The following is a 23,786-nucleotide window of genomic DNA, read 5'->3' as shown; positions in this document are numbered from 1 at the left end:
TCTCCGCCGCCTCAGCCGGCGACCGAGGCCGGATCGGCATTGGCGCCGCAGACCACGACTCCGACCCGGGCGCCTGCGGGCGGCGAGAAGGCGCCGCTCAGCAGCGCCGCCAGGGCGGTGGCGCCGCCGGGCTCCGCCACCAGGCGGCAGCGGTCCCAGAGCAGCGCCTGGGCGGCACGGATCGCCGCGTCCGGCACCAGCAGCGCGGTGCCGATGTGCCGGCGCGCGACCTGGAAGGCGAGCCCGCCGATCTGTCGCGCGCCCAGGCTGTCGGCCGCCAGGCCGCCGACCGGAACCGGGACCGGCCGCCCCTCGCGCAGCGCGGCGTAGAGGGTGGCGCAGGACTCCGGCTCGACGCTGACCACCTCGACCCGCTCGTCATACCAGGCCGCCATGCCGCCGATCAGCCCGCCGCCGCCGGTCGCCACCAGCACATGCGTCAGCTCCGGCGCCTGCTCCTCCAGCTCCAGCGCCAGCGTGCCCTGGCCGGCCAGCACCTCGGGCTGGTCATAGGCATGCACGATCAGCGCCCCGGTGGCGGCGGCGCGCGCCTCGCTGGCCAGCCGGGCCTCGTCATAGGCGGCGCCCCCCTGCAGCAGCTCGGCGCCATAGGCGCGGATGCGCGCCAGCTTGGCCGGGCCGGTGATCTCGGGGACGAAGATGGCGGCCGGCACGCCGAGCGCCTGCGCGGCATAGGCCACCGCCGCGCCATGGTTGCCGCCGGAGGCCGCCACCACGCCGGCGGCGGGGATTTCGGCCGAGAGCAGCCGGTTGAAGGCGCCGCGCGGCTTGAAGGAGCCGGTCGCCTGCAGCAGCTCCAGCTTCAGCGTGACATCGCAGGGCGCCCCGGTGTCATGGGCGGAGAGGCGCAGCAGGGGGGTGCGGCGGATATGCGGGGCGATGCGGGCGGGGGGGGGGCGGGGGGGCCCCCCCCCCCCCCCCGGCAGGAGGCTCCGCCACATCCCGCGCACCACCTCGGACACGGCGACGAAGCGAAGGTCCGGCCTGACGCGGCCCCTCACGCCCTTCTCCAGCGCCGGGAAAGGCGGGCAATGCAGGGCGGTGACGAACGGCACCGGCAGCCGGTGCGCCGCGAGCAGCGGCAGGGCGTGCAAGGAATTGTTATGCACCACGTCGAACCCGCCCCGCGCGATGCTCGCCATGATCTCCGCATAGGCGCGGCGCTCGCGGAGGGCGGTGAGCCTGGCGGCGAAGGGCGTGGCCGGCGTCCCCGTCGCGGGGCAGACGCAGCAGGGCTCGAGCGCCACGTCCGAGGCCTCGGCGGCGAACAGGGTGACATCATGGCCCCGCGCCAGAAGATGGCGTGCCAGGAGATGGGTATGCATCTCCAGGCCGCCGGCGAAGGGCTCGGCGATCGGATACTTCAGGTGCGCGATGAGCGCGATCCTCAGGCGCGGCGGAAGTCCGTCGAGGCTTTCCATCATGACGTCGGGAGGGGGTGGCAGGGATTCGCAGGGGAGGAGGGGCGCTGGCCCGTCAAGGGAGGGGGGCGCGTCAGTCACGTGGGGAAGGATCCCGCCGGATGGCGCGCCAGGCGCCTGAACCAGCCTGCTTCCATGGCGGCACGTCCTGTCTGGGCACGCTTTGTCTCCTGCGGAACGGCGTTCCCATGCTCAACGCCGCAGGGTGGAGGAGGTTATTGCCGCGCCAGAGCCCGCCACGCCGCGCAGCCAGGGAGAGCGGCCGGCCGCTCATGGTCAGGCCCAAGCCACAGCGGGATGTGATGACGGAACGGCGTCGATCTCCGTCGGGGTCGCGACGTTATGGTCCGGCGGCCAGATCCAGATGGAGGCGAATCCCATGAAGGCACTGACTTGGCACGGGAAAGGCGACATCCGTTGCGAGAGCGTCCCGGACCCGAGGATAGAGGATGGGCGTGACGCCATCATCAAGGTCACTTCCTGCGCCATCTGCGGCTCGGACGTCCATCTCTACGACCACGTCATTCCTTCGATGGAGAAAGGGGATGTCCTCGGGCACGAGACGATGGGCGAGGTGGTCGAGGTCGGCCGCGACAACCACAAGCTGAAGGTCGGCGACCGCGTGGTCGTGCCCTTCACCATCGCCTGCGGCGAATGCTTCTTCTGCCGGAAGGGCTTCTTCTCCGGCTGCGAGCGTTCCAACCCGAACCGTGAGAAGGCCGCCAAGCTCTGGGGCAACTCCCCCGCCGGCCTGTTCGGCTACTCGCATCTCCTGGGCGGCTTCGCGGGCGGACAGGCCGAGTATCTGCGCGTGCCCTATGCCGATGTGGGGCCGATCAAGGTTCCGGACGGGATGACGGACGAGCAGGTCCTGTTCCTCTCGGACATCTTCCCGACAGGGTACATGGCCGCCGAGTTCTGCGATCTGCGGGGCGGTGAGACCGTGGCCATCTGGGGTTGCGGGCCGGTCGGCCAGTTCGCGATCCGCAGCGCCTTCCTGCTGGGCGCCGAGCGCGTCATCGCGATCGACACGGTTCCGGAGCGCCTGGAGATGGCGCGGCAGGCCGGCGCACTCGTCCTCGATTTCAAGCAGGATGACGTCTACGACCGGATCATGGAACTGACAGCGGGCCGCGGCGCGGATGCCTGCATCGACGCGGTGGGCACGGAGGCGAGCGCCACAGGCTCGCTGGATGCGGTCCTGGACCGCGTGAAGGTCGCGACCTTCATGGGCACCGATCGTCCCCATGTGCTGCGGCAGGCCATCCATTGCTGCCGCAACTTCGGCATCGTCTCCATCGTCGGCGTCTATGGTGGGTTGCTGGACAAGATCCCCATGGGATCGGCCATCAACCGCGGCCTGACCTTCCGCATGGCGCAGACACCGGTGCAGCACTACCTGCCCATGTTGCTGGAGCGGATTCAGAAGGGCGAGATCGACCCTGCCTTCGTCATCACGCACACCGCGCCGCTGGAGGAGGGGCCGGGCCTCTACAAAACCTTCCGCGACAAGAAGGATGGCTGCATCAAGGTTGTCCTCAAGCCGTGAAGTCTGCTGCCTGTCCGGCGCTCGATGCCACCGGACAGGCCTGCCTCACCTGCCGCTTTCTGTCCGAAATCACCACGATCAAGTTCATCGGCGGCTGATGAAAAGCCGTGGGACTGCTGGCTGGAAGCCGCGGTCGGGCAGGGCGGCTGAAAGCTAAATGCTTGAAAAGACTGGCGGACCCGATACGATTCGAACGTACGACCTTTGCCTTCGGAGGACAACGGTATCGGGCTTTCTGGAGTTTTCCTGAGATGGCCGGAGCTTTCTAAGGCGCTGATTCCGAACGGGAATGGTATCACGCGCCATCTCGGGAAATTTCCCGCCTATTCCCCGATTTCCGTTTCCGTGGTGACTCCCTGGTGACACTAGAAGCCCAGGGCAAAGGTCGTCATGGCGAAGCTGACCAAGCGTATCGTGGATGCCGCCGAGCCGCGGGATGCGGCCTATTTCATCTGGTGCAGTGATCTGCCGGGCTTCGGCGTGCGAGTCTTCCCCTCCGGCCGGCGGGTCTATTACGCCGACTACCGCCCTCAGGCCGGTGGCCGGAAGCGTATGTCCCTCGGGGTGCATGGCAAGCTGACGACGGAAGAGGCCAGGAGACTGGCCGTGATTACCCTGGGCAGCGTGCTGCAGGGTGAGGATCCCGCCGAGGAGCGCGCCACCCGCCGCAAGACCCTGACCATGCGGGAGTTGTGCGAGCGCTACCTGGAGGCGGCAGATAAGGGCCTGATCCTGGGCAAGCGGGGCGCGGCCAAGAAGGCGACGACACTGGTCTCTGACCGGAGCCGGATCGCCGCGCACATCCTGCCGCTGCTGGGCAATCGGAAGGTGTCGGACCTGACCCGGACGGACGTGACGCGGTTCATGCGGGACGTGGTGGCCGGCAAGGCGGCGCGGGACATCAAGACCGGCAAGCCGCATGGGCGCTCCATCGTGGAGGGCGGGAAGGGGGCCGCGACCCGCACCATGGGCCTGCTGGGCGGTATCCTCTCCTTCGCCGTGTCCGAAGGAATCATTCAGGCCAATCCTGTGCATGGCGTAAAGCGGCCCGCCGACAACCGCCGGCGCCTGCGTCTGACCCCGGAGACCTATCGCCAGCTCGGCAAGGCGCTAGAGAAGTGGGAAGCCGAAGGCGGCAGCGAGGTCGCCATCCTGGCTATCCGCCTCCTGGCCCTGACCGGCTGCCGCAGAGGCGAGGTCGAGAACTTGCGCTGGGCAGAGGTGGACCTGCCCGGCCAGGCGCTGCGGCTCGCGGACAGTAAGGAAGGCGCCTCGGTGCGCCCGATCGGCAAGGCAGTGGTGGATCTGCTGGAAGGGCTGGGCCGGAGCGGGCCCTACGTCTGCCCCGGCCGGGAGCTTGAGAGACCCTATGGCGGACTGACCGGGGCGTGGCGCCGACTGGTCAAGGAAGCCGGGCTGGAAGGGGTGACCCCGCATACCCTGCGCCATGGCTTCGCCTCCATGGCCGCCGACCTGGGGTACAGCGAGCCGACCATCGCCGCGATGATCGGGCATTCCTCCGGAACCATGACGGGGCGGTACGTGCACCACCTCGATGCCGTGCTGGTGGCAGCCGCGGATCGGGTCGCATGGGAGGTGTGGTCAGCGATGGGAGGTGCGGGAGCCTAGGGTAGGCAAAACAGCGTTCCAAGCGTTCCAGCGTTCCACATCGGCCAAAATCAATGCGTTACGTGGAACACTAGCGATCCGCGTCAGCGTTCCGGGAACGGTGATCAGCGTTCCCATCCAGCGTGAGAGGGTTGAGGCATATTTTGACATTGCAAGCCATGACATGCGGCGCTAAATGAGCACCACGCCGCCGTCGCATAGATCTACGGTTCAGCGATGACGGCATACAGAAGGGCGCCTGCGGGCGCCCTTTTTACGTTCAGGGTGAGCGAATGGATCGCGTGGCCGTATTCGTGGACGCTGGCTACCTCTTTGGAGCTGGTAGCACCGCACTTGCCGGCAGCAAGCAGCCTCGGCATCTACTGCAAGTAAAAGAGGATGTGGCCATTTCGCTGTTGCGGGATCTTGCCAAGTCAGTCGCTGGCATGCCGCTGCTTCGTGTCTACTGGTATGACGGCGTTACGCCCAAGGGGCCGACAGCCGACCACAAACGGCTCGCTGCTCTATCTGACGTAAAGCTTCGACTTGGCTTTATCAACAGCAGCGGACAACAGAAGGGTGTTGACAGCCTGATCGTGACCGATCTGGTCGAACTTGCCCGCAATCACGCAATGGCAGATGCTGTCGTTGTGGCAGGTGATGAAGACGTTCGCATTGGCGTGCAGATTGCACAGAACTATGGGGTGCGCGTCCACATTCTTGGCGTCGGACGGTCAAGAAGCAACCAGAGTCCTCAGCTCATTCAAGAAGCTGACACGGCCCATGAGTGGTCAGCAGAGGTTATTCAGAAATTCCTCTTGGTTTCGCCAAACTTAGCTGCATCGGCTGCCGATGCTGATATCACAAAGCCGATTGAAATCGTTCCTGAACATTCTCCGCCCAGCCGTAGTTTGGATCAACGATCTACCATACAAGACTGTGCGAAAGAATTCGCTGCATTATTAAATGCGCAAGATGTAGAAATTATTATTGAAACCTGGGAGGAATATTCTCGGGTTCCAAGCCAGATATATGGAAGACTGTTGGGAACCACCCGAGACCGCATCGGCCGAATGTTAGAAGGCAATGAAAAGGGTATCCTGCGGAGCCATTTCATGGCTGAGGTAAGGCTGCGCAGGGCAGGCTAAAGTGAAGGCGCCCGCTCGTCCCACCACGGCGGGCTTTGTGTTTGATTGTGACTGCCGTGGCAGCCATGGACGGTTAGGTGTCCTTTGCGAGGGCAAGCACCCTCTGCACCTCCGAGCGGATGGGCGCATATTCAAACTTCTTGCCAAGCAGCACGCAGATCTTCGCAACCGGGTCAACTAGCTTGAAGATGTTCGCAAGATCTTCGTCGGCGATTGTATGAGAGGTGACAATCGGAGAAGGAATTAAGTAGCCAACAGGAAAGCTCAGCAGAAAGCGGTCCAAATCTTCGTCAAAGTGCTCAAGCGCATTTCGGAGGTGTCTCCACTTCAAAGGCGAACCATCTTCCACATTAAACAACTCACGAAGTTTCTTCCCACGAGTGGCCGCTAGCTCATTTTCAATGGGCTTTGTCGGAAAGAAGAAGCGGGATAGCGCGGCTGCATGCGTTAGGGCTTCCTGAATACCTGCGAAGATGGTCGCATCAGGCGCCTCCACTTCAGCCAAGATCTCGAACTCTTGGAATGCGGCTTCTGACCGAGAAGCTGAGTAAGCGATTGAGTGGGCGAAAAACGCAACGTGCATCGGCAGGATGCCGCCATGCTCCCGAGCTGTGGATTCCGATCTACTTCTGATTTCATCTTTAGATAGAACATCACGCGGCATAGTCGAACTCCTGCTCGGGGTGGAGTCTCTGATCAGGTGCGGCTTCGGTCCTGCGCTATGCCTTCCTCAACCTCACCCCCGCCCCACCCCCGTTCTCCGCGATGAACTCCACCCCGGCGGCCTCGAGGGCGGCGCGGATGGCGGTGAGATTGTTGGCATGAGGCGATCGCCTACCTGCCTCGAAATCCACAACGGTCATGCGGGAGACCTTCGCCGCTTCCGCTAGCTTGGCTTGGTTCCAACCCACCATGCCCCTGGCGCCCCTACACTGGGCGGCGGAAATAGAGCTTTCTGCCAATAATCTATCTTTCTGTTTGACATCGCCTGTTTGTCGAGCATTATGCACGACATCTGGCCGTATGCCAGACAAAAGCGACCGAAAGCGCGGGCTGGACCCCCATGCCTTCGGCCTAACCACCACCTGTTCCTATGGAGAACCGGCAATGGCTACGTGCGCCGATAGCACACTCGCGCCTACCCGCAGAAGAAGACTGCCCGCCAAGGTGCGTCAACTTGACGCACCCGACCGCGCCCGCATCAAGGGCCTGATCGCGCGATTGATTGACCTGCTCGACGCCTACGACGCGCCGATGGCCGACATGGAGCCGGACCACGACGGCGAGCTCGAAGCTGAGGAAGCCTCGGAACAGCCGGTGCGGCACCCTACGGTGAGCAAGGTCATCCGGTTCCCCAGGCTGCGCCGCCCCCGTATCGACTGGAGCACCCCCGCCCAGCGGGAAGCCGCCGAGCTGGCCGCGCTGCCGGTGGTTTCGCACCGCCGCGGTTCCAAACCCCTCCGCACGGTGATCGAAGGCGAGGTGGCGCGATGAGCCGTCCGATTCCCTTCCGCGCTGCCCCGGCGCAAAAGCCCTACCGCCCCTGCCTCCTGCGGCGCTCCGCCGTTAAACGGACGCTTGCCGATCCTGGCGACCGGGCCATCCGTGCCTGCATCGTCGCCTGTTCCGCCCTCTTCCTGGCCTGCGCTGGCCTGGCGGTGACGCTGTGAGCCGCGGGAGAAGAGGCGTCATGATCGCCGCAGTCTTGGCGCCGGTGGCCGTCGTGCCGTCCGTCATCCTGGGGAATTCCCACGCCGACGCCGAACTGATCGCCCTCTGCCAGCGTGTCCTCAATATTGAGGACACATGGGATCGGCTGTTCGAACTGGAGTGCGCGGCGGACGAGGCCGGCGACAAGGTGGAGCGCGACCGCTTCGGCGATGCCCAGCGGGCGCTGGTCCCAGAGATGAGCGAGACCCTGGCCGCCCTGCACGAGATCCCGGCGCAGACGACGGCCGGGCTGGTCTGGAGGGCGCACGTCATGCGCCGCCGGGTACAGGCCGCTCTCGACGGCGACGCCCTCAATTCTGAGGAGGAAGCCGTGCGGAGCCTCACCGAGGATGTCCTCCGGCTGCTGGGAGGCGGGGCATGAGCCGCCACACCCCGCCCGCGACGCATCGCTGCGCCTGGTGCCGGGAGGTCTTCGACACCGTCGCCGAGCGGAAGACCCACGAGCACCTGCTGCATAAGGCCAACATTGTGCGCGACCAGGAGGCCGAGGCGCTGGCCAAGATGCAGCGCTACCACGCCGACCGGATGGCCGTGGAACGCGGCCGGGAGCCGGCGCCGTGATGGCTGTGGCAAGACCGGCGCCGTGATGGCTGTGGCAACAGGGGCATCGGGGCGGCCGTGGACCACCTCTAGAAAACTTAAACCTCCACATCAGTGACGGTTTCTATTGTGTCGCGGCGGGCCATGGGGTAGCTGGATCATATGGCCCGCCCTCGGAAGGATTCGCCCTCGGACACCTTCACCTCCACCGAGCTTGCGGTGGCCGGGGGGACCACGCCGCGCAATTTCGCCTTGCTGGTGAGCAAGGGGCTCGTCCCCAACTCCGAGATCGGTGGGGGCTACGCCAGCAGCAGGGCTTGGCGTGTCAGCGCACTGGGCGCCATTGCGATGACGGGCGCGCTGTACAGGGGCGGGATGGAACTGCTTCCCGCTGCGCGGCTGGCCGGACTTGTCGTGGGGGAGTTCGAAGAGGACCGGGGAATACTTCCTACTCGGTTGACGGATTATCTTCACAAGCCTCTCAACCCCCGATCTCCCTACTACCCATGGGGGGACGATGAGGTGTCGGCGGAGCAGGTTCGGTTCCTCATCAATGATGACTTCTGGCTCCATCACATGCTGCGAACCAGGACCGATATCTACCGTCCGCGCACCACCCTGGAACATGACCTGCACATTGAGATCGTGGATCGCCAGTACGTGTTCTCCCGCTATGGGCGCGCTGGCGATGACAACGTCCGCTTGGCCTCCGGAACGGGCAAGTACACAGCGTATCCCGAGTATCGGATCATCGGATGGGAGCGAGGAAGTGACGCCGAGGTTCGCAACATCAGCGGCGAGGTGAGGAGCCTCGACTTTCATCGCGACCAAGGAACTCGCGCTCAGATGCAGCGCATTGAGAAGGAGTTCATCGCGGCAAGGGAGAACGCGATCAGCACTCTGTCGATCAATGTCTCTCTGGCGATCCGCAACGCGCTCGATGCAATTCATGAGCATCGGGGCGAGCCAGTGTTCGAGAATCTCATCTCATCCAAACCGGAGATTAGCGGCCGGACGATCGCTTCCCACCCCTCGTGGGACTTGCCGCAATCAGGCGAGGAAGATCCACCGGATACCTCCTAACCAACTCCTGAATTCCCGAGCCCATCCCTCTGATTTGAAGGAGAACGAACATGACTGAACTGCCGAAGTTCCGGGAGAATTACTATCGACAGGAAGCCACACTCTACCTCTACCAGAAGCACGGTTTGAAGGTGGCTGTCGGGACACTGGCGAAACTGGTCACCACCGGTGGTGGACCGCGCTACTTCAAGATGGGCCGCTCGCCGTTGTATCCGAAGCAGGAGTTGGACCGCTGGGCGCTTGAGAAGCTCGGCAAGCTGCGCACCAGCAGCAGCGACGCGGGGTAGGGAGGGTCTAGGCGGAGAAAAGCAGGCAGATCGACTGGACACCGATCTCCTACACGCCTCCGCCGGTCTCGACAACTACCATTTCTGAGACACGAAAGTCGGAGAAAATCAAAACATGAGCCATCGGCTCTTGGCGCCCGAAGTGCGCCCTGATGACAAGCGCATCCGCTTGCTTGAAGTGCCTTGCGCGAACGATCCGGACACGCCGCGCGCGGCGTTGCTGATCCCGGATGCGATGAACCGGCGGCCGGCGCTGCGGTTCTTCGCCTCCGTGGCCGCGGCCATCGCGGCGAAGCGCGTGCTGGAGGGTGGGCGATGAACGCACCCGTCAACATCCGCAAGCGCGCCGAGATCGAGCTGACCATCGACAAGATGATCCAGGCTGGCGAAGGCTTCCGTGCACCGCTGTTGCGTGCCGCCGCTGATGGCCTGATCGCGGTCACAATCTCGACGCGCGGCTCGCCGGTTCCGGCGAATCTGCTGAAAGCGAAGAAGGCGACCTGCGTCTTGCTCGCCGACGATCATCCTTCGGCCACCGGGCCGGATCGCTGGGAACAGGCGAAGACGCTGCTCCGGTGGTCGGAGATGGTCGTCCTGCACGCCGCCGGCGGCCAGGATCGGCACTACATCCTGGCCGTCATGCTGACCATGATCACCGGGCGCGTGGTGCTGGTTGAAATGCAGGGACAGCACCATGACGCGTGGCGGGCCCTGGCACTGACCATGATGGATGGGCGCCGCATTCTCAGCATCGTGGTGCCGCCCGGTGATGTGCATCCCCGGCCCGGCGCGCCTGAGGGAGTGACGATCCAGTGAGCGCACTCACTCCCGCTACCCGCGAGCGGCTGGTGAAGATCCTTGGCTTGCTCGGCAGCGATATCGACGGCGAGCGTGCCGCTGCGGCACTGGCCGCGCATCGGCTGATCCAGAAATCCGGCACGACCTGGGAGGCGCTATTGGCAACGAGCTTCGTGTCCGTCGCTCCGGTACCGCCCCCGCCGCGCCCGTCGTCGCGAAAGCACCGTGGCTTCTCGGAGAGCGGCCTGCGCGATGCGCTGCGTGACGTTGCCGTGCAAAGCCTGAGCAAGCACCTGCATCTGCTGACTGCCGAGGAGCAGTCCATGGCCCGCACGGTCATCGATGCCGCCTGGGGTGTCGATTCGGGCCGATGGAACAAGCACTGGCAGCAGAAGTTCGATTATCTGAGTGCCGTCATTCGCCGACGCAAAGAGGAGGCCGCGGCGTGATCAGCGCGCAGGATCTCGCCGGCCGCCTCGCCCTGCGGAAGTATCGCCGCTCCTGGCGCGGTGACTGCCCGGCCTGTTCTTATCACGGCGCGTTCAGCCTGCGCGGCGATGGCGACAAGGTTCTAGTCCATTGCAGCAACGGCTGTGACCGCGAAGCACTGGCCGATGCGATCAGCCGCGTCGCCGGCGGCGACTGGCAGCGACCGGAGCCGGAAACGCAGTCGGACGCCGACAAGAAGCGCAAGCGGCAGGAGGCCGCGCTGCGCCTCTGGAGCAGCAGCATCTCCGCCCCCGACACGCTGGTCGATCGCTACCTGGCCGGCCGCGGGCTGCCGGGGCTGGCCGCCTCCGCCGCCCTGCGATTCCGCCAGGACGTGCATCATCCGGAGGGCGGCAGGCTGCCTGCCATGGTCGCGGCGGTGATGGATGCCGGCGGGGTGATCATTGCCGCCCACCGGACCTTCCTCAGTGCGGAGACCGGCGGCAAGGCCAGCGTCACCCCTAACAAGGCCAGCCTCGGCCCGGTCTGGGGCGGCGCCATCCGCCTTGATCCCGTGGCGCCGGAGCTGGTGATCGGCGAAGGCATCGAATCCTCGGCCTCCGCCGGCCGGCTGCTGCACCTGCCCGCCTGGGCCGCGATCAGCGCCGGCAACCTGGAGAAGGGCCTGGTGCTGCCGCCCGCGGTGCGCAGCGTGGTCATCGCCGCCGATCGCGACCTGCCTGGCCAACGGGCCGCCTGGGCCGCGGCGGAGCGCTGGCGGGCCGAGGGCCGCACCGTGCGCGTGGCCCTGCCGGACGAGCATCCCGACTTCAACGATCTGCTGCGCGCCCGCCAGCCGGCGCAGGAGGCAGTACATGCCTGAAGGGTTCACCATCCTGACCGACAAGCCGCAGCAGGACGAGGAAGAAGGCCGCACCGGCCAGCGACAGCAGATTGTTGATGCGGTGCTGGATGCCGGCGTTCTGTTCTGGCGCGATCCGGACTGGAACACCTTCGCCACGGTGAAGGGGCAGCGCGGCGAGATCGCCCGCTTCCGGGTCCGGACCAAGGCCTTCGCCATGCTCGTCCGCAGCATCTATGCCAAGCGCCACCCGACCCGCAGCGGCCATCCCGGCAGCGTCAGTGACAAGGCCCTATCCGAGGCCCTGCCAGCGCTGGAGGCCATGGCGATCAACGAAGCGCCGCGGCTGCACGAGGTGCGGGTGCTGCGGGACAAGGGCGTCATCTGGCTCGACCTCGGCAACGAAGACTGGCAGCTCGCCCGCATCGATGCCAGCGGCTGGCGGATTGTCGCCTCGGCCGATGTGCCGCTGGTCCGCCCGGTCGGGGTGCGGGCGCTGCCGGTGCCGGCGGCCGATCCTGACGCGCTGACGAAGCTGCGGCGGTTGCTCAATCTGTGGGTGCCGCGCAATGCCGCAGGGCAGGAGGATCTGACCGACCTGCGGCTGGTGGTCGCCTGGCTGCTGGCCGCGCTCTACCCGTCCGGGCCCTATCCGGTTCTGGCGCTCGATGGTGAGCAGGGCAGCGGCAAGAGCACAGCCAGCAAGATGCTGCGGCGCCTGGTTGATCCGAACATGGCCGAGCACCGCGCCACGCCGCGCAGCGAGGATGATCTGCTGATTGCCGCGCAGAACGGCCGCATCGTGGCAATCGACAATGTCAGTTACCTGGACCCCGACATGGCCGATGCGCTGTGCCGGCTGGCCACGGGTGCGGGCTTTAGCAAGCGCCGGCTCTATTCGGACAGCGAGGAGGTCATTGTCTCCGTTGCCCGGCCGGTGCTGTTGAACGGCATTCCCTCGCTGCTGGCCCGCGGTGACCTGGCCGACCGGGCCCTGGCCATCGCCCTGCCGCCGATTCCGGATGCCGCCCGCAAGCCGGAGGACGAGGTCTGGAAGGACTTCGACGCCGCTGCGCCGGGCATCCTGGCCCTGCTGCTGGACGGGCTGGCCCTGGCGCTGAAGCGGCTGCCGACCCTGCGCCTGTCGCGCCTGCCGAGGATGGCCGACTTCGCCCGCCTGGCCTGCGCCGCGGCCCCGGCCTTCGGCTGGACCGAGGAGGAGATGCTGGAGGCGATCGAAGGCAACCGCGCCGCCGCCGTGGCCAATGTCATTGAGGCCGATCCGATCGCCGTCGCCATCCAGTCCATCGCCACCAACCATGCCAGCCACACCGCCTGGACCGGTAGCGCCACCCGGTTGCTGGAACTGGTGAACGAGGCCGTGCCGATCGAGATCCAGAGGGAGCGGGGCTATCCGAAGGACGCCGCCCGCCTCTCCGCCCGCCTGAAGCGGGTCTCGCCGGCGCTGCGCCGGGCGGGCGTGACGGTCACGCTGCCGACCTCAGGCGGCCGGGCCGGTCGGGAGATCCGCATCTCGTTGTGGGAACAAGAGGGCGAACAGCGTTCCGAGCGTTCCCAGCGTTCCACCCCTGATAATCCAGACACTTACTTCACCGAAGCGGGGACGGCGCAGCGATCCGGGAACGCTGCGGAGCGTTCCGGGAACGCTGACGAAAGTGGCCAGTGTTACGATAAGCCATTGAATAATAAGGACCGGAACGCTGGGAACGCTCGGAACGCTGATTCGTCTACCCTAGGCTCCCGCACCTCGCCTCCGGTCTGGGAGGAAACCCTGTGACTGCCGCGGCGACCCTGCGTCGGCTGGAGGAGGCCGGCGTTGAGATCGTGGTACAGGGCGATCAGCTCCGGTTGCGGGGGCAGAAGCCGGGTGACGACCTCCTGGCTGAGGCCCGGACCCGGAAGGCCGAGATCATCCAACTCTTGTCAGAACGGGACGCCCGCGACACCGCCGCCGAACGCGCCGCCATCCAGGAGGAGCCGCCCGCACCCGAGCCATCCCAGGAACCCCGGCGGCTGATCGACGGCCTGCTGAGCGCGGGATTGCAGCGCCCGCCGTCCTGGCCCGATCCCACGTCCCGCCCGTCTCCCGGTGCCTGGTGCGGCTGCTGCGGGCGGTTCGATCCGCGGCGGGGTGGCCGGTGGTGGCGGGATCTGCGCAGCGAGCGGGATGGCGGCGCACCGGGGTGGTGCTGCATGACCTGCCATCCGCCGGCGCATCTCAGACCGGAGCAGATGGTCGAGATTCGAACGTGAAGAGCGATGACTTGGAGATGCGATCTCCGATGTATAGATTGGTCTGCCACGCGGCATGGATAAATCATGTACGTCCTGAAACCAGGGATAAAGCGGGACCCTGAGAGGCGATGGGCGCTTCCCGATCGCATTTTCTTTGGTCATGGCGCATGCCATATCCTCGCGGGTGTATTCCTGGAGGCACCACCACTCTCCGGATTTCATGCCGAGCGAATCATTCCGCGTGTCGGCTTTCCAGGTAGCCATGTGTATGTGACGGACGGTGCTGTCGCATTCGACTACCACGGATATTCCAGCCGCATGCGTCTACTGGTGCATCACTGGAAAGGGTGGTCAAGGCGCTGTCCAGGCTGGGCTTCTACCGTCGAGCGAGTGGACTTCCCCTTGCTGGACACTATCGAGCTGAACCGCCGACAGATGCGTGGTCCCGACCAGTACCTGTTTGACGCGATACCGCGAGCCCGTAGTTTCATAGAGCGAGTTAGGCACGAGCGGAATGTGGCCAAGGCAGCAGAGATTGCCCGCCTAACCTCGCTTCCTCCCGAGATTTCCTCCTAAATTCAATCGATTGCGTCGCTCTATTCCACTTGGTGCTGCCACCTGAGAACGCGTAGCGCTGCCGGACATGGCGCGCGCTTCCTCCCTGCTGGGCTCGATCAAAGCCCTGTTCTCCGCCCCCGAAAGCCGGGCGGCTTCCGGCACCCTTCGTGATCCCTGGACCGCGATCCTGCTGGGTGGCGCGGGCCCGACCGCTGCCGGCATCTCCGTCTCCGCCGAAACCGCGATGCGCTGCACGGCTGTCTACGGCGCCGTGAAGGTCCTGGCCGAGACCGTGAGCCAGCTACCCCTGCACCTGTATCGTCGTGCTGCCGATGGCGGGCGCGAACGGGCGGATGACCACCCCCTGGAATCGCTGCTGTCCGATGTGGCCAATCCCTGGACGCCGGCCAGCGAGTTCCGCCTGGTCCTGCAAACCCAGCTCTCCTTGCATGGGAATGCCTATGCCTGGATCGGGCGTGGCGAGGGCGGTGTCTCCGAGCTGATCCCGCTGGCGCCCTCCAGCGTCTCCGTTGCCCCACACGTGCTGACGCGGGAGCCGGTCTATACCGTCACCGAGGCGGACGGCACGCGCCGCAGCTACGGCCGCGATCAGATCCTGCATATCCGCGGCGTCGGCACCGGGCTCTATCAGGGTGACAGCCCGGTGGTGCAGGCCCGTGAGGCCATCGCCCTGTCGCAGGTCCTGGAGCAGTACGGCGCCAAGCTGTTCGGCCGTGGCGCGCGGCCCGGCGGCATCCTGAAGTCGCCCAGCTTCTTAACGCATGAGCAGCGCGAGGTGCTCCGCAAGAGCTGGAACCAGGACAACACCGGCAAGACGGCGATCCTGGAAAGCGGCCTGACCTTCGAGCCGTTGCAGATGTCGTCCGTGGATGCGCAGTACCTGGAGGTGCGGCGCTTCCAGCTGCAGGAGATCGCCCGCATCTGGCGCGTGCCGCTGCATCTGCTGGCCGATCTCGATCGCGTCACGCACAGCAATGCCGAGGAGCTGGGCCGCCAGTTCCTGACCTTCACGCTGCTGCCGATCCTGCGCGCCTGGACGGATTCCATCCGCGTGTCGCTGCTGACGCCGGAGGAGCGGCGCAGCGGCCTCTACGTCGAATTCCTGGTGGACGACCTGGCCCGCGCCGATCTGGCCGCGCGCTTCACCGCCTACTCCCAGGCCATCGCCGCCGGCGTGTTCAACCCGAACGAGATCCGCGCCATGGAGAACCGCAGCCCCTATGACGGCGGCGAGGTCTTCACTCGCCCCGTCAACTCCGCGCCGGTCGATCGGCAGCCAGAGGACGGCGCCGATGCTTGAGAAGTCCGCCGGCGTCGAGACGCGCTTTGCCCCCGAGGAGAGCGGCCAGATCAGCGGTTACGCCGCCGTCTGGGGCCAGCGCGATCTCTTCGGCGATGTCGTGCAGCGCGGTGCCTTCGCGAAGTCCCTGGCGGCGCACAGGACCGCCGGCACGCGCCCGCTGATGCTCTGGGCCCACGATCCGGCCCGCCCTGTCGGTGTCTGGACCGAGATCCGCGAGGACGACACCGGCCTGCATGTCACCGGCATGCTGGTGATGGACAGCACCGCCGGCCGCGACGCCCACGCCATGCTGAAGGCCCAGGCGCTCGACGGGCTCAGCATCGGCTTCAGGACGATCCGCGCCGCACCGGCCGCCGGCGGCGGGCGTGTCGTCTCCGAGATGGAGCTGATCGAGGTCTCGCTGGTCTCTCGCCCGGCTCAGGCCGCAGCGCGCGTCGCCAGCGTCCGCTCCGCTCCCATCCCTCCCGCGGCGGCCGGGCTTGCCGCCTTCATCCGCCGGTGCGCGGACAAACTGAGGAAACCGTGATGCCAAACTTCGCATCGCCGGGCGTCGATCCGCGCACCGGCTGGGAAACGCGTGAGGCCCACGACGGGCAGGAGCAGGGCGAGGTCAACGACCTGGCCGAGATCCGCTCCGCCGTGCAGGGCTTCACCACCAGCGCCGATCAGCGCTTCGGCCAGCTCGACAGCGCCATGACCGAGATCCGCTCGCGCCTCGACCGCACCGAGACCGTGCTGCGCCGCCCCGGCATCGGGCTGGAGACGCGGCAGGAGCCGGAGGTCGAGACGCGCGCCTTCGCCACCTTCCTGCGCCGTGGCCGCGAGGCCCTGGAAGCGCCGGAGCTGCGCACCCTCCGCGTCAGCGACGACACCGCCGGCGGCTATCTGGCGCCCGACCAGTTCGTCGCCGAGCTGCTGCGCAACGTGGTGCAGTTCTCGCCCGTCCGCTCCGTAGCTCGTGTGGCCAGCACGGCGGCCGGCGCGGTTCTCCTGCCCAAGCGCACCGGCGGGATGACGGCGCAGTGGGTCGGCGAGATCCAGCCCCGACCCGAGACCACCGTGACCTTCGGGCAGAACCGGTACGAAGTGCGGGAAATCGCCTGCTGGGTGGATGTCTCGAACGCCATGCTGGAGGACAGCGCCTTCGATGTGGCGGCGGAGCTGTCCTTCGAGTTCGCGGAGGAGTTCGGCCGGGCCGAGGGTGCGGCCTTCGTCAACGGTGACGGCGTGCTGCGGCCCTTCGGTTTCATGACGGACCCCACCATCCCGACCGTGGCCAGCGGCAGCGCCGCGACCTTCGGCGCCGACAGCCTGCTGGATCTCTATCACGCCATCCCCTCCGCCTACCGGGCGAATGCGGTGTGGGCCATGAACAGCAACACCCTGGCCCAGGCCCGCAAGCTCAAGGACACGACGGGCAACTACCTGCTGGCCACCGCGGGCATCGCCGGCGCCATGGCCACCACGCTGCTGGGCCGCCCGGTGGTGGAGATGCCCGACATGCCGGACGTGGCCGCCGGTGCCACGCCGGTCGTCTTCGGCGATTTCGGCCAGGGCTATCGCATCTTTGACCGCGTCGCCCTGTCCGTGCTGCGCGACCTGTACAGCCAGGCGACCAACGGGATGACCCGCTTCCATGGCCGCCGTCGTGTGGCGGGTGGCGTGGCCAAGGCCGAGGCCCTGCGCAAGCTGCGCATCGCGGTGAGCTGAGGAAGGAGAGCGACCATGCGTGACCTGTCCCACAACATCAGCCCCGCCCTGGCCCTGCCGCCCGCGGCGCGCACGGCCACGGCCAATGGCACGGCCGTGGATCTGCTGGGCTTCGGCACGGCGGCGGTGCTGGTGGCCTTCGGCGCCTGGACCGATGGCACCCACACGCCGAAGCTGCAGGAGAGCGACAACGGCAGCAGCGGCTGGACGGATGTCGCGGCCATTGATCTGGCGGGCAGCCTGTCCGCCGTCTCCGCCGCGCCGGGCGGCAACACGGTGCAGCGCGTCAGCTACATCGGCAACAAGCGCTACATCCGGCCGGTGCTGACGGTGGCCAGCGCCACCACGGGCGCCATCGCCAGCGTGCTGGTGGTGCGCGGCAATCCCGCCTCGGTCCCGGTGGCCTGACCATGCCCTGGGCAGCGCCGCGCTTCTGCAAGACGCCGGGCCATCCGGCCTTCACGGGGCGGCGCTGCCCGGAGTGCAGCAAGGTCTGGGATCGGGAGCGCGGTTCGGCTGCCTCTCGTGGCTATGACCAGCACTGGCGACAGTTGCGCGAGGCTGTGTTGGCAGCGGAACCGCTCTGCCGGCTCTGCGCGGTCCAGGGCCGGGTCACGGCGGCCACCGAGGCGGACCACATCCAGCCCCTGCGCCTGCGGCCCGACCTGCGGCTGGTGCTCAGCAACATCCGACCGCTCTGCACCCCCTGCCACCGGCAGGTCACGGCCCGGTTCATTCGGGGGCGAGGGGGCGGGGCAAAGCCATGCGCATAGCGACCATCTGGAACCATCAGCCATGCACCCAGCGCATCAATGCGTCAGACGCATGGCCGGAGCCGGTCGACATGCATGAACTGCACGCGGGGATAGGGGGGTGCCGATCTGGGGCGCCAGACGGCTAGACCATTCCCCGCACAGCACGCGAATTCTCATTGGAAATGGGCGAACCGGGCAAAATGGAGGGTCAATCGTGAAGGGTCGTAAGCCGAAACTGGCCGTCGTCATGGGTGATGCCGCCCCGTCCGGATGCCCTGGCGCGCCGTCCTGGTTGGCACCGCACGCCGCCGCCGAGTGGAATCGCGCTGCTCCTGAGCTGCATCAGCGCCGGCTGCTGGCCCGCGACACCCTGGCCACGCTGGAAAATTACGCCGTGGCGGTCGGCACCGTCCGCGAGTGCGAGGAGACCATGCAGCGGGATGGCCGGATCATCGAGACCGAGAAGGGTCCCACTGCGCACCCGGCCTTCCGCATCCAGGCCGCTGCCATGCGCGAGGCCCGGCTATTGGCCACCGAGCTGGGCCTGACCCCGCACCGCCGCGGCAAACATGAGGAAGCCCCCAAGGCCGACCCGTGGGAGGGCATGCTGGCGTGAGTACCGCCGGCTGCCTGACCGGCTCCCGCTTCCTGGCCGGTGAGATCCCCGATCCGCTGGGCTATGGTGAGCGGGCGGTGCGCTTCGTCGAGAAGCTGCGCCACACCGAGGGCCCGCTGGCCGGGCAGCCCTTTGTTCTGCACCCCTGGCAGGCGCGCATCGTCCGCAAGGTCTTTGGCGACGTGCATCCCGAGACCGGGCTGCGCAAGATCCGCACCGTCTTCCTGCTGCTGCCCCGTGGCTCGGGGAAAACGACCCTGACCAGTGCCCTGGCCCTGCTGGGGCTGCTGGGCCCGGAGCGGGACGCCGCCGGCCAGGTGATCAGCGCCGCCGCCGACCGCGAGCAGGCCAGCATCGCCTACAATGGCGCCTCGCGCATGATCCGCGCCGATCCGCATCTGATGGCTGCGACGCGCATCGTCGATAGCCGGAAGCTGATCAGCCACCCGCGTTCGGACAGCACCTATCGGGCGATCAGCCACGAGGCCTACAGCAAACACGGCCTGAGCGTGTCCATGCTGCTGGCCGATGAAGTGCATGCCTGGCCGACGCGGGAGCTGTGGGAGGTGCTGGTTTCCTCCATGGGCAAGCGTCTCTGCCCGCTTTCCATCGTCACCACCACGGCCGGCCATGGCCGCGGCGATCTGGCCTGGGAGCTGTACGAATATGCCCTGAAGGTCGAGCGCGGCGAGGTGGAGGACGAGACCTTCCTGCCGGTGCTTTACCAGGCCCCGCACGACTGCGACTGGCAGGACGAGGCGGTGTGGCAGGCGGTCAATCCTGCCCTGGCCGCCGGCTTCCGCAGCCTGGACGAGATGCGCATGACGGCCCGCCGGGCGGCCGAGATCCCGAGCCAGCGGGAGATGTTCAAGCGGCTCTACCTGAACATCTGGGGCGACAGCGCGGCCGTCACCTGGGTGGACATGGCCGTCTATGACCAGGGCGACTGCCGGCCGGTAGAGCTATCCGACCTGGCCGGGAAGCCGGTCTTTGTCGGGGTGGATCTGGCCAGCGTGTCCGACCTGGCGGCCGTCTATGCCGTGGCGGCGGACGGGGCAGGGGGCTGGCTGGTCTGGGGCAAGCAGTACTGCCCGGCCGAGCAGTTCCGCCGCCGGGTGGCCGACAACCAGCCCTATGCCGCCTTCCAGGAATCCGGCCGGCTGGTGGTGACCGAGGGCAACAGCATCGATCAGGACCAGATCCTGCGCGACCTGGTGGAGCTGTGCGCCGAGCTGTCGGTGCAGGAGATCGCGGTGGATCGCTGGGGCGCGCTGAACTTCCTCCAGCGCCTGCAGGAGCGTCAGCTCCCCGTGGCGCAGTTCGGCCAGGGCTTTGCCTCGATGTCGGCGCCCTGCAAGGAGATCGAGCGGGCCATCCTGGGGCGGCAGTTCCAGGCCGGGCGCGACCCGGTGCTGCGCTGGAACTTCGCGAACATCCGGGTGGAGCAGGACGCGGCCGGCAACATCAAGTTCAGCAAGGCCAAGGCCATGGGGAAGATCGACGGTGCCGCCGCGGTCGCCATGGCCATCGGCCGGGCCATGGCCAACCAGTCCGGGCCGATGATCTATCAGGTCGAGGGGGCAAGGCCCGAGGGGCTGCTGTTCGTGTGACAGTCCCGTCGCTGGTGACTCTGTGGTGACACCAGCCTTACCGAGGGAACTGTCTAAGCGGCTAAGTTATTGAAAACATGGCGGACCCGAATGGATTCGAACCATCGACCTTTGCCTTCGGAGGGAATATGGCTAGCTCCGCCAAAAAGCGCAAGGAGCCGCCAATGCCCGCCTATCTCTCTGTAAACGCTAAACAATTTGAATTCCTTCTCCGCCGAAGCTACTCTTCTCCCCGCCACAGTTTTCGCCCGCGTGCTTACGTGGTGCTTACGCGAGAGGAAACGGTAGGGTCGGAGGAAGCCCATGCCTAAGCTCACTAAACGGGTCGTCGACGCCGCAGACAGTCGCGAAAAAGATTACGTCATTTGGGACGACGAGCTGCCCGGTTTCGGCCTCAGAGTGTTCGCCTCCGGCAAGCGCAGCTACGTCATTCAGTATCGGCTCGGTAAGCGATCGAGACGCTTTACGATTGGCCTGCACGGCGTCTGGACTCCCGAGCGGGCCCGCCAGGAAGCGAAGGTGCAACTGGGACGTATCGCTAAAGGCGAAGACCCTGCAGAAGAGAAGCAGCTCGACAATAGGGCGATCACGGTCAAAGAGCTGTGCGACCTCTACCTCGCCGACCTGAACGCCGGCCTCATTCTCGGAAAAGGCGGGCGCCCCAAGAAGCCAGGCACGATCGCCTCGGACATTGGCCGAATCCACCGGCACATCGTCCCCTTGCTCGGTTCCCGACGGGTGAAGGATCTGACCAAGGCCGAAGTCAACAAGGCCATGAAGGACATCATGGCGGGCAAGACGCGCCTCGTTGCCAAGACGAAGAAGCTGCGAGGAAAATCGATCGTCAAGGGCGGAGCAGGGACGGCTACCCGTACGATCGGCCTGTTCGGCGGAATTCTCACCTACGCCGTGGATGCTGGCATTATCGAAGTGAACCCTGCCCACGGTGTGCGGCGACCGAAGGACAGCGTCCGCGCTCGGAGGCTCAGCGAGGCCGAATATCGCGTGCTTGGCCAGTTGCTCGCTAAAGCGGCCGAAAACGAGAAATATGAGGTTTCGGTCGAATTGATCCGCCAGCTTGCGCTGACCGGCTGCCGCCGAACCGAAATGGTCACTCTGACTTGGGCAGAAGCTGATACCGATTCAAGCTGCTTGCGACTGACGGACAGCAAAGAGGGAAGGTCGATCCGCCCAATCGGCCTGCCCGCCGTGGAATATCTTGAGAAGCGCCGGAAAGTGAGAGCAGGCACCTACGTCTTCCCGGGACAAGGAGGTGATAACGCTTTCGGAAGCTTGCCGAACCATTGGGAGCAGATATTCGACGATACGCCGCTCGCCGACATCACGCCTCATGTCCTGCGACATAGCTTCGCCAGCATCGCAAATGATCTTGGTTTCACGGAGGTCACCATCGCTGCTTTGGTTGGTCATTCGAAGGGCTCCGTCACCAGCAACTACATTCACACGCTCGACACGGCACTGATCATGGCCGCCGATACCATCTCCGGCTACATCCAGGGCCTCCTGGACGGCATTGAATTCAAGCAGACGGCCTATGCCGTGGATCGGGATTCTCGCCGCGCAGCACTCGCTCGCTTCTTGCAACAGGCTGCTGCACCGGACGCCGCCGGCGCGGCAAATGACGAGCAACGCGCCGCGGCATAATGCGTAGCAAGTGGCAGTCGTACTCTAGAACGGGGAATGCCGCCCCTTGCATGTCAGAAAAACCTGCCTTATTTTCTGACACATGAAAACGGTAAACGCCTCAGTCCCCGACCGGGTCATGAAACGCGTCCGCGCTAGCGGACGTGGCAGCGTTTTCACGCCTAGCGACTTCCTCACAGTTGCCGCCCGCTCCTCTGTCGATCAGGCACTTTCTCGATTGGTGAAGGGCGGACAGCTCCGGCGGCTTGCACGTGGGCTCTACGACTTTCCCAAGCTGCACCCGAAACTTGGGGCGTTGTCACCCGCGCCGGACGATGTCGCCCACGCTCTTGCGCGGGAGACCGGCTCGCAGGTGCAGATCGCCGGAGCGCGCGCAGCGAACGCGCTCGGCCTTTCGACCCAGGTTCCGGCACAAAGCACTTATCTGACCGACGGCCCGTCGCGGCGCGTCGTGCTGGGAAAGCGCATCGTCGACCTTCGCCACGCCTCGCCCAAGCATCTGATCGCACCGGGCAGCCCCGCCGGGACGGTGGTTCAGGCGCTTCGTCATGTCGGCCCCGTTCGGGCGGCTGACGTCGCGCAGGTCGCGGCGCACCGGCTTTCGGCCAACGACAAGAAGACGTTGGCCTCAACCGCCCTTCAAGCGCCCGCCTGGATGCGGCCCACGCTCGTCTCGATTGCCCACGCAGCGGTGGCCGATATCGATGGATGATGTCGCTCGCCTTCCCACCGACGATCGCGCAGCTCTCTTCGGGGAGACCGGCGCCCGGCGGGGCGTCGCCAATACGATCATCGAAAAGGACTTCTGGGTATGTTGGAGCCTGAAGCGCCTGTTCGGTCTACCGAAGGGCACCACTGCAACCCTCGTTTTTAAGGGCGGCACGTCGCTCTCAAAGGCATTCAACGGTATTCGCCGGTTCTCCGAGGACATCGACTTGTCGTTCGACCGTGCCGAACTCGGATACACCGGCGAGCGCGACCCCGATAAGGAGGGGATCAGCAAGAAGCAGGCGGCTCGGCTGATCGACGACCTGGTCAGCGATGTCGAGCAGCACATCGCCGAGAAACTTCTCCCAGCGCTTCGCGCCGCGATCGTCGGCCAACTCGGCGAGCCGACCGAAAGCGAGTGGTCGCTAGAGATAGACGCCGGTGACGCGCAGACCGTCAACTTCCACTATCCGACCGCGCTCCCTGCCGCCGAATACGAAGGCATGGCCTACATCACGCCGCGCGTAAAATTCGAGCTCGGCGCGCGCGGCGATCCCTGGCCGACCGAGGAAAAAGTCATACGCCCCTACGCGGCCGACGACTATCCGGACTTCTTCACCGATGCCGACACCAGCGTAACGGTGCTGTCAGCGCGGCGGACTTTCTGGGAAAAGGCAACCGCTCTCCATGCGGAAGCGCATCGCCCCGCCGCGTCACCGACGCCGCAGTATTTCTCTCGGCACTACTACGACCTCGCCATGCTCCTCGACACGGATGAGGGCCAAGCCGCCGTTGCCGACTTCAATCTACTGGCGCAGGTCGCGCATCACAAAACCACCTTCTTTCGTTCGAACTGGGCCAGCTACGATAAGGCTCGGCCAGGCACACTCCGGCTGACGCCGACCGACGCGCGCGTGAAAGACCTGAAAGCAGATTATCGGGCGATGGCGCCGATGATGTTTGACCAAACACCGCCGTCATTTGACGATATACTAGAAAAAATTGCTGCACTCCAAGACGTCATTAACAGCTAAGTAGGCACTCGCCCCGGGGGAATGCTCATCAACGCCCTTCGATCCTTTGACCGAGACCATGGCAACGTTCGCG

At 66.0% G+C, this 23,786-nt stretch carries 28 protein-coding genes; 25 read left to right on the top strand and 3 right to left on the bottom strand.

Features of this window, described 5'->3' with window-relative positions; genetic code table 11:
- Positions 1 to 11: 11 nt before the first annotated feature.
- Positions 12 to 1,445 (bottom strand): serine/threonine dehydratase, encoded by a 1,434-nt coding sequence (locus tag ACVMLK_RS01885; RefSeq protein WP_457485443.1) that lies wholly within the window; start codon positions 1,443 to 1,445, stop codon positions 12 to 14.
- Between the two features lie 376 nt (positions 1,446 to 1,821).
- On the opposite strand from ACVMLK_RS01885, the gene ACVMLK_RS01880 reads away from it, so the two are divergent.
- From ACVMLK_RS01880 to ACVMLK_RS01870, 3 genes are all read left to right on the top strand, one after another.
- Complete coding sequence (locus ACVMLK_RS01880; protein WP_198367655.1) at positions 1,822 to 2,991, top strand: zinc-dependent alcohol dehydrogenase; 1,170 nt, start codon at positions 1,822 to 1,824, stop codon at positions 2,989 to 2,991.
- Positions 2,992 to 3,381: 390 nt separating this feature from the next.
- Complete coding sequence (locus ACVMLK_RS01875) at positions 3,382 to 4,620, top strand: tyrosine-type recombinase/integrase (RefSeq protein ID WP_457485442.1); 1,239 nt, start codon at positions 3,382 to 3,384, stop codon at positions 4,618 to 4,620.
- Between the two features lie 272 nt (positions 4,621 to 4,892).
- Positions 4,893 to 5,747, top strand: a complete 855-nt coding sequence (locus ACVMLK_RS01870) for an NYN domain-containing protein (RefSeq protein WP_457485441.1) — start codon at positions 4,893 to 4,895, stop codon at positions 5,745 to 5,747.
- 73 nt (positions 5,748 to 5,820) lie between these two features.
- Here the strand turns inward: ACVMLK_RS01870 and ACVMLK_RS01865 are convergent, their stop codons facing one another.
- Positions 5,821 to 6,411 carry a hypothetical protein gene (locus ACVMLK_RS01865; protein ID WP_457485440.1) on the bottom strand — a complete coding sequence of 197 codons (591 nt, stop codon included), beginning with the start codon at positions 6,409 to 6,411 and terminating at the stop codon, positions 5,821 to 5,823.
- A 55-nt stretch (positions 6,412 to 6,466) separates the two neighbouring features.
- Positions 6,467 to 6,661 carry a helix-turn-helix transcriptional regulator gene (locus ACVMLK_RS01860; RefSeq protein WP_457485439.1) on the bottom strand — a complete coding sequence of 65 codons (195 nt, stop codon included), beginning with the start codon at positions 6,659 to 6,661 and terminating at the stop codon, positions 6,467 to 6,469.
- A 253-nt stretch (positions 6,662 to 6,914) separates the two neighbouring features.
- On the opposite strand from ACVMLK_RS01860, the gene ACVMLK_RS01855 reads away from it, so the two are divergent.
- The 22 genes from ACVMLK_RS01855 to ACVMLK_RS01750 all read left to right on the top strand — a co-directional run bounded on the left by ACVMLK_RS01855 (position 6,915) and on the right by ACVMLK_RS01750 (position 23,713).
- Complete coding sequence (locus ACVMLK_RS01855) at positions 6,915 to 7,241, top strand: hypothetical protein (protein WP_457485438.1); 327 nt, start codon at positions 6,915 to 6,917, stop codon at positions 7,239 to 7,241.
- Entirely contained in the window at positions 7,238 to 7,417 is a 180-nt protein-coding gene (locus tag ACVMLK_RS01850) for a hypothetical protein (RefSeq protein WP_457485437.1), read from the top strand. The genes ACVMLK_RS01855 and ACVMLK_RS01850 overlap by 4 nt, the downstream gene beginning before the upstream one ends.
- A 20-nt stretch (positions 7,418 to 7,437) precedes the next feature.
- A complete protein-coding gene (locus ACVMLK_RS01845) occupies positions 7,438 to 7,839 on the top strand; it encodes a hypothetical protein (RefSeq protein ID WP_457485436.1) in 402 nt (133 codons plus the stop codon).
- Positions 7,836 to 8,039 carry a hypothetical protein gene (locus ACVMLK_RS01840; protein WP_457485435.1) on the top strand — a complete coding sequence of 68 codons (204 nt, stop codon included), beginning with the start codon at positions 7,836 to 7,838 and terminating at the stop codon, positions 8,037 to 8,039. The genes ACVMLK_RS01845 and ACVMLK_RS01840 overlap by 4 nt, the downstream gene beginning before the upstream one ends.
- 141 nt (positions 8,040 to 8,180) lie before the next feature.
- Complete coding sequence (locus tag ACVMLK_RS01835) at positions 8,181 to 9,101, top strand: hypothetical protein (protein ID WP_457485434.1); 921 nt, start codon at positions 8,181 to 8,183, stop codon at positions 9,099 to 9,101.
- Between the two features lie 50 nt (positions 9,102 to 9,151).
- Complete coding sequence (locus ACVMLK_RS01830) at positions 9,152 to 9,388, top strand: DNA-binding protein (RefSeq protein ID WP_198367646.1); 237 nt, start codon at positions 9,152 to 9,154, stop codon at positions 9,386 to 9,388.
- Between the two features lie 115 nt (positions 9,389 to 9,503).
- The gene (locus ACVMLK_RS01825) at positions 9,504 to 9,707 is read left to right on the top strand and encodes a hypothetical protein (protein ID WP_457485433.1); all 204 of its coding nucleotides are present in this window, start codon (positions 9,504 to 9,506) and stop codon (positions 9,705 to 9,707) included.
- The gene (locus ACVMLK_RS01820) at positions 9,704 to 10,204 is read left to right on the top strand and encodes a hypothetical protein (protein ID WP_457485432.1); all 501 of its coding nucleotides are present in this window, start codon (positions 9,704 to 9,706) and stop codon (positions 10,202 to 10,204) included. The genes ACVMLK_RS01825 and ACVMLK_RS01820 overlap by 4 nt, the downstream gene beginning before the upstream one ends.
- Complete coding sequence (locus ACVMLK_RS01815; RefSeq protein WP_457485431.1) at positions 10,201 to 10,635, top strand: hypothetical protein; 435 nt, start codon at positions 10,201 to 10,203, stop codon at positions 10,633 to 10,635. The genes ACVMLK_RS01820 and ACVMLK_RS01815 overlap by 4 nt, the downstream gene beginning before the upstream one ends.
- Complete coding sequence (locus ACVMLK_RS01810) at positions 10,632 to 11,498, top strand: DUF7146 domain-containing protein (RefSeq protein WP_457485430.1); 867 nt, start codon at positions 10,632 to 10,634, stop codon at positions 11,496 to 11,498. Before ACVMLK_RS01815 ends, ACVMLK_RS01810 begins: the two co-directional genes overlap by 4 nt.
- Entirely contained in the window at positions 11,491 to 13,275 is a 1,785-nt protein-coding gene (locus tag ACVMLK_RS01805; protein WP_457485429.1) for a hypothetical protein, read from the top strand. The genes ACVMLK_RS01810 and ACVMLK_RS01805 overlap by 8 nt, the downstream gene beginning before the upstream one ends.
- Positions 13,272 to 13,751: a hypothetical protein gene (locus tag ACVMLK_RS01800; protein ID WP_457485428.1), complete on the top strand. Its 480-nt coding sequence runs from the start codon at positions 13,272 to 13,274 to the stop codon at positions 13,749 to 13,751. The genes ACVMLK_RS01805 and ACVMLK_RS01800 overlap by 4 nt, the downstream gene beginning before the upstream one ends.
- 625 nt (positions 13,752 to 14,376) lie before the next feature.
- Complete coding sequence (locus ACVMLK_RS01795) at positions 14,377 to 15,612, top strand: phage portal protein (RefSeq protein ID WP_457485427.1); 1,236 nt, start codon at positions 14,377 to 14,379, stop codon at positions 15,610 to 15,612.
- On the top strand, positions 15,605 to 16,141 hold the full coding sequence (locus ACVMLK_RS01790; protein ID WP_457485426.1) for an HK97 family phage prohead protease: 537 nt from the start codon (positions 15,605 to 15,607) through the stop codon (positions 16,139 to 16,141). The genes ACVMLK_RS01795 and ACVMLK_RS01790 overlap by 8 nt, the downstream gene beginning before the upstream one ends.
- Complete coding sequence (locus ACVMLK_RS01785; protein WP_457485425.1) at positions 16,141 to 17,325, top strand: phage major capsid protein; 1,185 nt, start codon at positions 16,141 to 16,143, stop codon at positions 17,323 to 17,325. The genes ACVMLK_RS01790 and ACVMLK_RS01785 overlap by 1 nt, the downstream gene beginning before the upstream one ends.
- 15 nt (positions 17,326 to 17,340) lie before the next feature.
- Positions 17,341 to 17,733 (top strand): hypothetical protein, encoded by a 393-nt coding sequence (locus ACVMLK_RS01780; RefSeq protein WP_457485424.1) that lies wholly within the window; start codon positions 17,341 to 17,343, stop codon positions 17,731 to 17,733.
- 2 nt (positions 17,734 to 17,735) lie between these two features.
- Positions 17,736 to 18,098, top strand: a complete 363-nt coding sequence (locus ACVMLK_RS01775) for an HNH endonuclease (RefSeq protein WP_457485423.1) — start codon at positions 17,736 to 17,738, stop codon at positions 18,096 to 18,098.
- A 196-nt stretch (positions 18,099 to 18,294) separates the two neighbouring features.
- Positions 18,295 to 18,696 carry a phage terminase small subunit P27 family gene (locus tag ACVMLK_RS01770; protein WP_422922098.1) on the top strand — a complete coding sequence of 134 codons (402 nt, stop codon included), beginning with the start codon at positions 18,295 to 18,297 and terminating at the stop codon, positions 18,694 to 18,696.
- Positions 18,693 to 20,306 (top strand): terminase large subunit, encoded by a 1,614-nt coding sequence (locus ACVMLK_RS01765; protein ID WP_457485422.1) that lies wholly within the window; start codon positions 18,693 to 18,695, stop codon positions 20,304 to 20,306. Before ACVMLK_RS01770 ends, ACVMLK_RS01765 begins: the two co-directional genes overlap by 4 nt.
- Positions 20,307 to 20,609: 303 nt before the next feature.
- Positions 20,610 to 21,971 carry a tyrosine-type recombinase/integrase gene (locus ACVMLK_RS01760; protein WP_024350870.1) on the top strand — a complete coding sequence of 454 codons (1,362 nt, stop codon included), beginning with the start codon at positions 20,610 to 20,612 and terminating at the stop codon, positions 21,969 to 21,971.
- A gap of 118 nt (positions 21,972 to 22,089) precedes the next feature.
- Positions 22,090 to 22,683, top strand: coding sequence for a DUF6088 family protein (locus ACVMLK_RS01755; RefSeq protein ID WP_024350869.1), 594 nt, complete (start codon positions 22,090 to 22,092; stop codon positions 22,681 to 22,683).
- Positions 22,676 to 23,713 carry a nucleotidyl transferase AbiEii/AbiGii toxin family protein gene (locus ACVMLK_RS01750; protein ID WP_024350868.1) on the top strand — a complete coding sequence of 346 codons (1,038 nt, stop codon included), beginning with the start codon at positions 22,676 to 22,678 and terminating at the stop codon, positions 23,711 to 23,713. Before ACVMLK_RS01755 ends, ACVMLK_RS01750 begins: the two co-directional genes overlap by 8 nt.
- Positions 23,714 to 23,786: the final 73 nt, after the last annotated feature.

This window comes from Teichococcus aerofrigidensis, from assembly GCF_054073225.1.
This window is presented reverse-complemented; position numbering and strand designations above follow the sequence as displayed.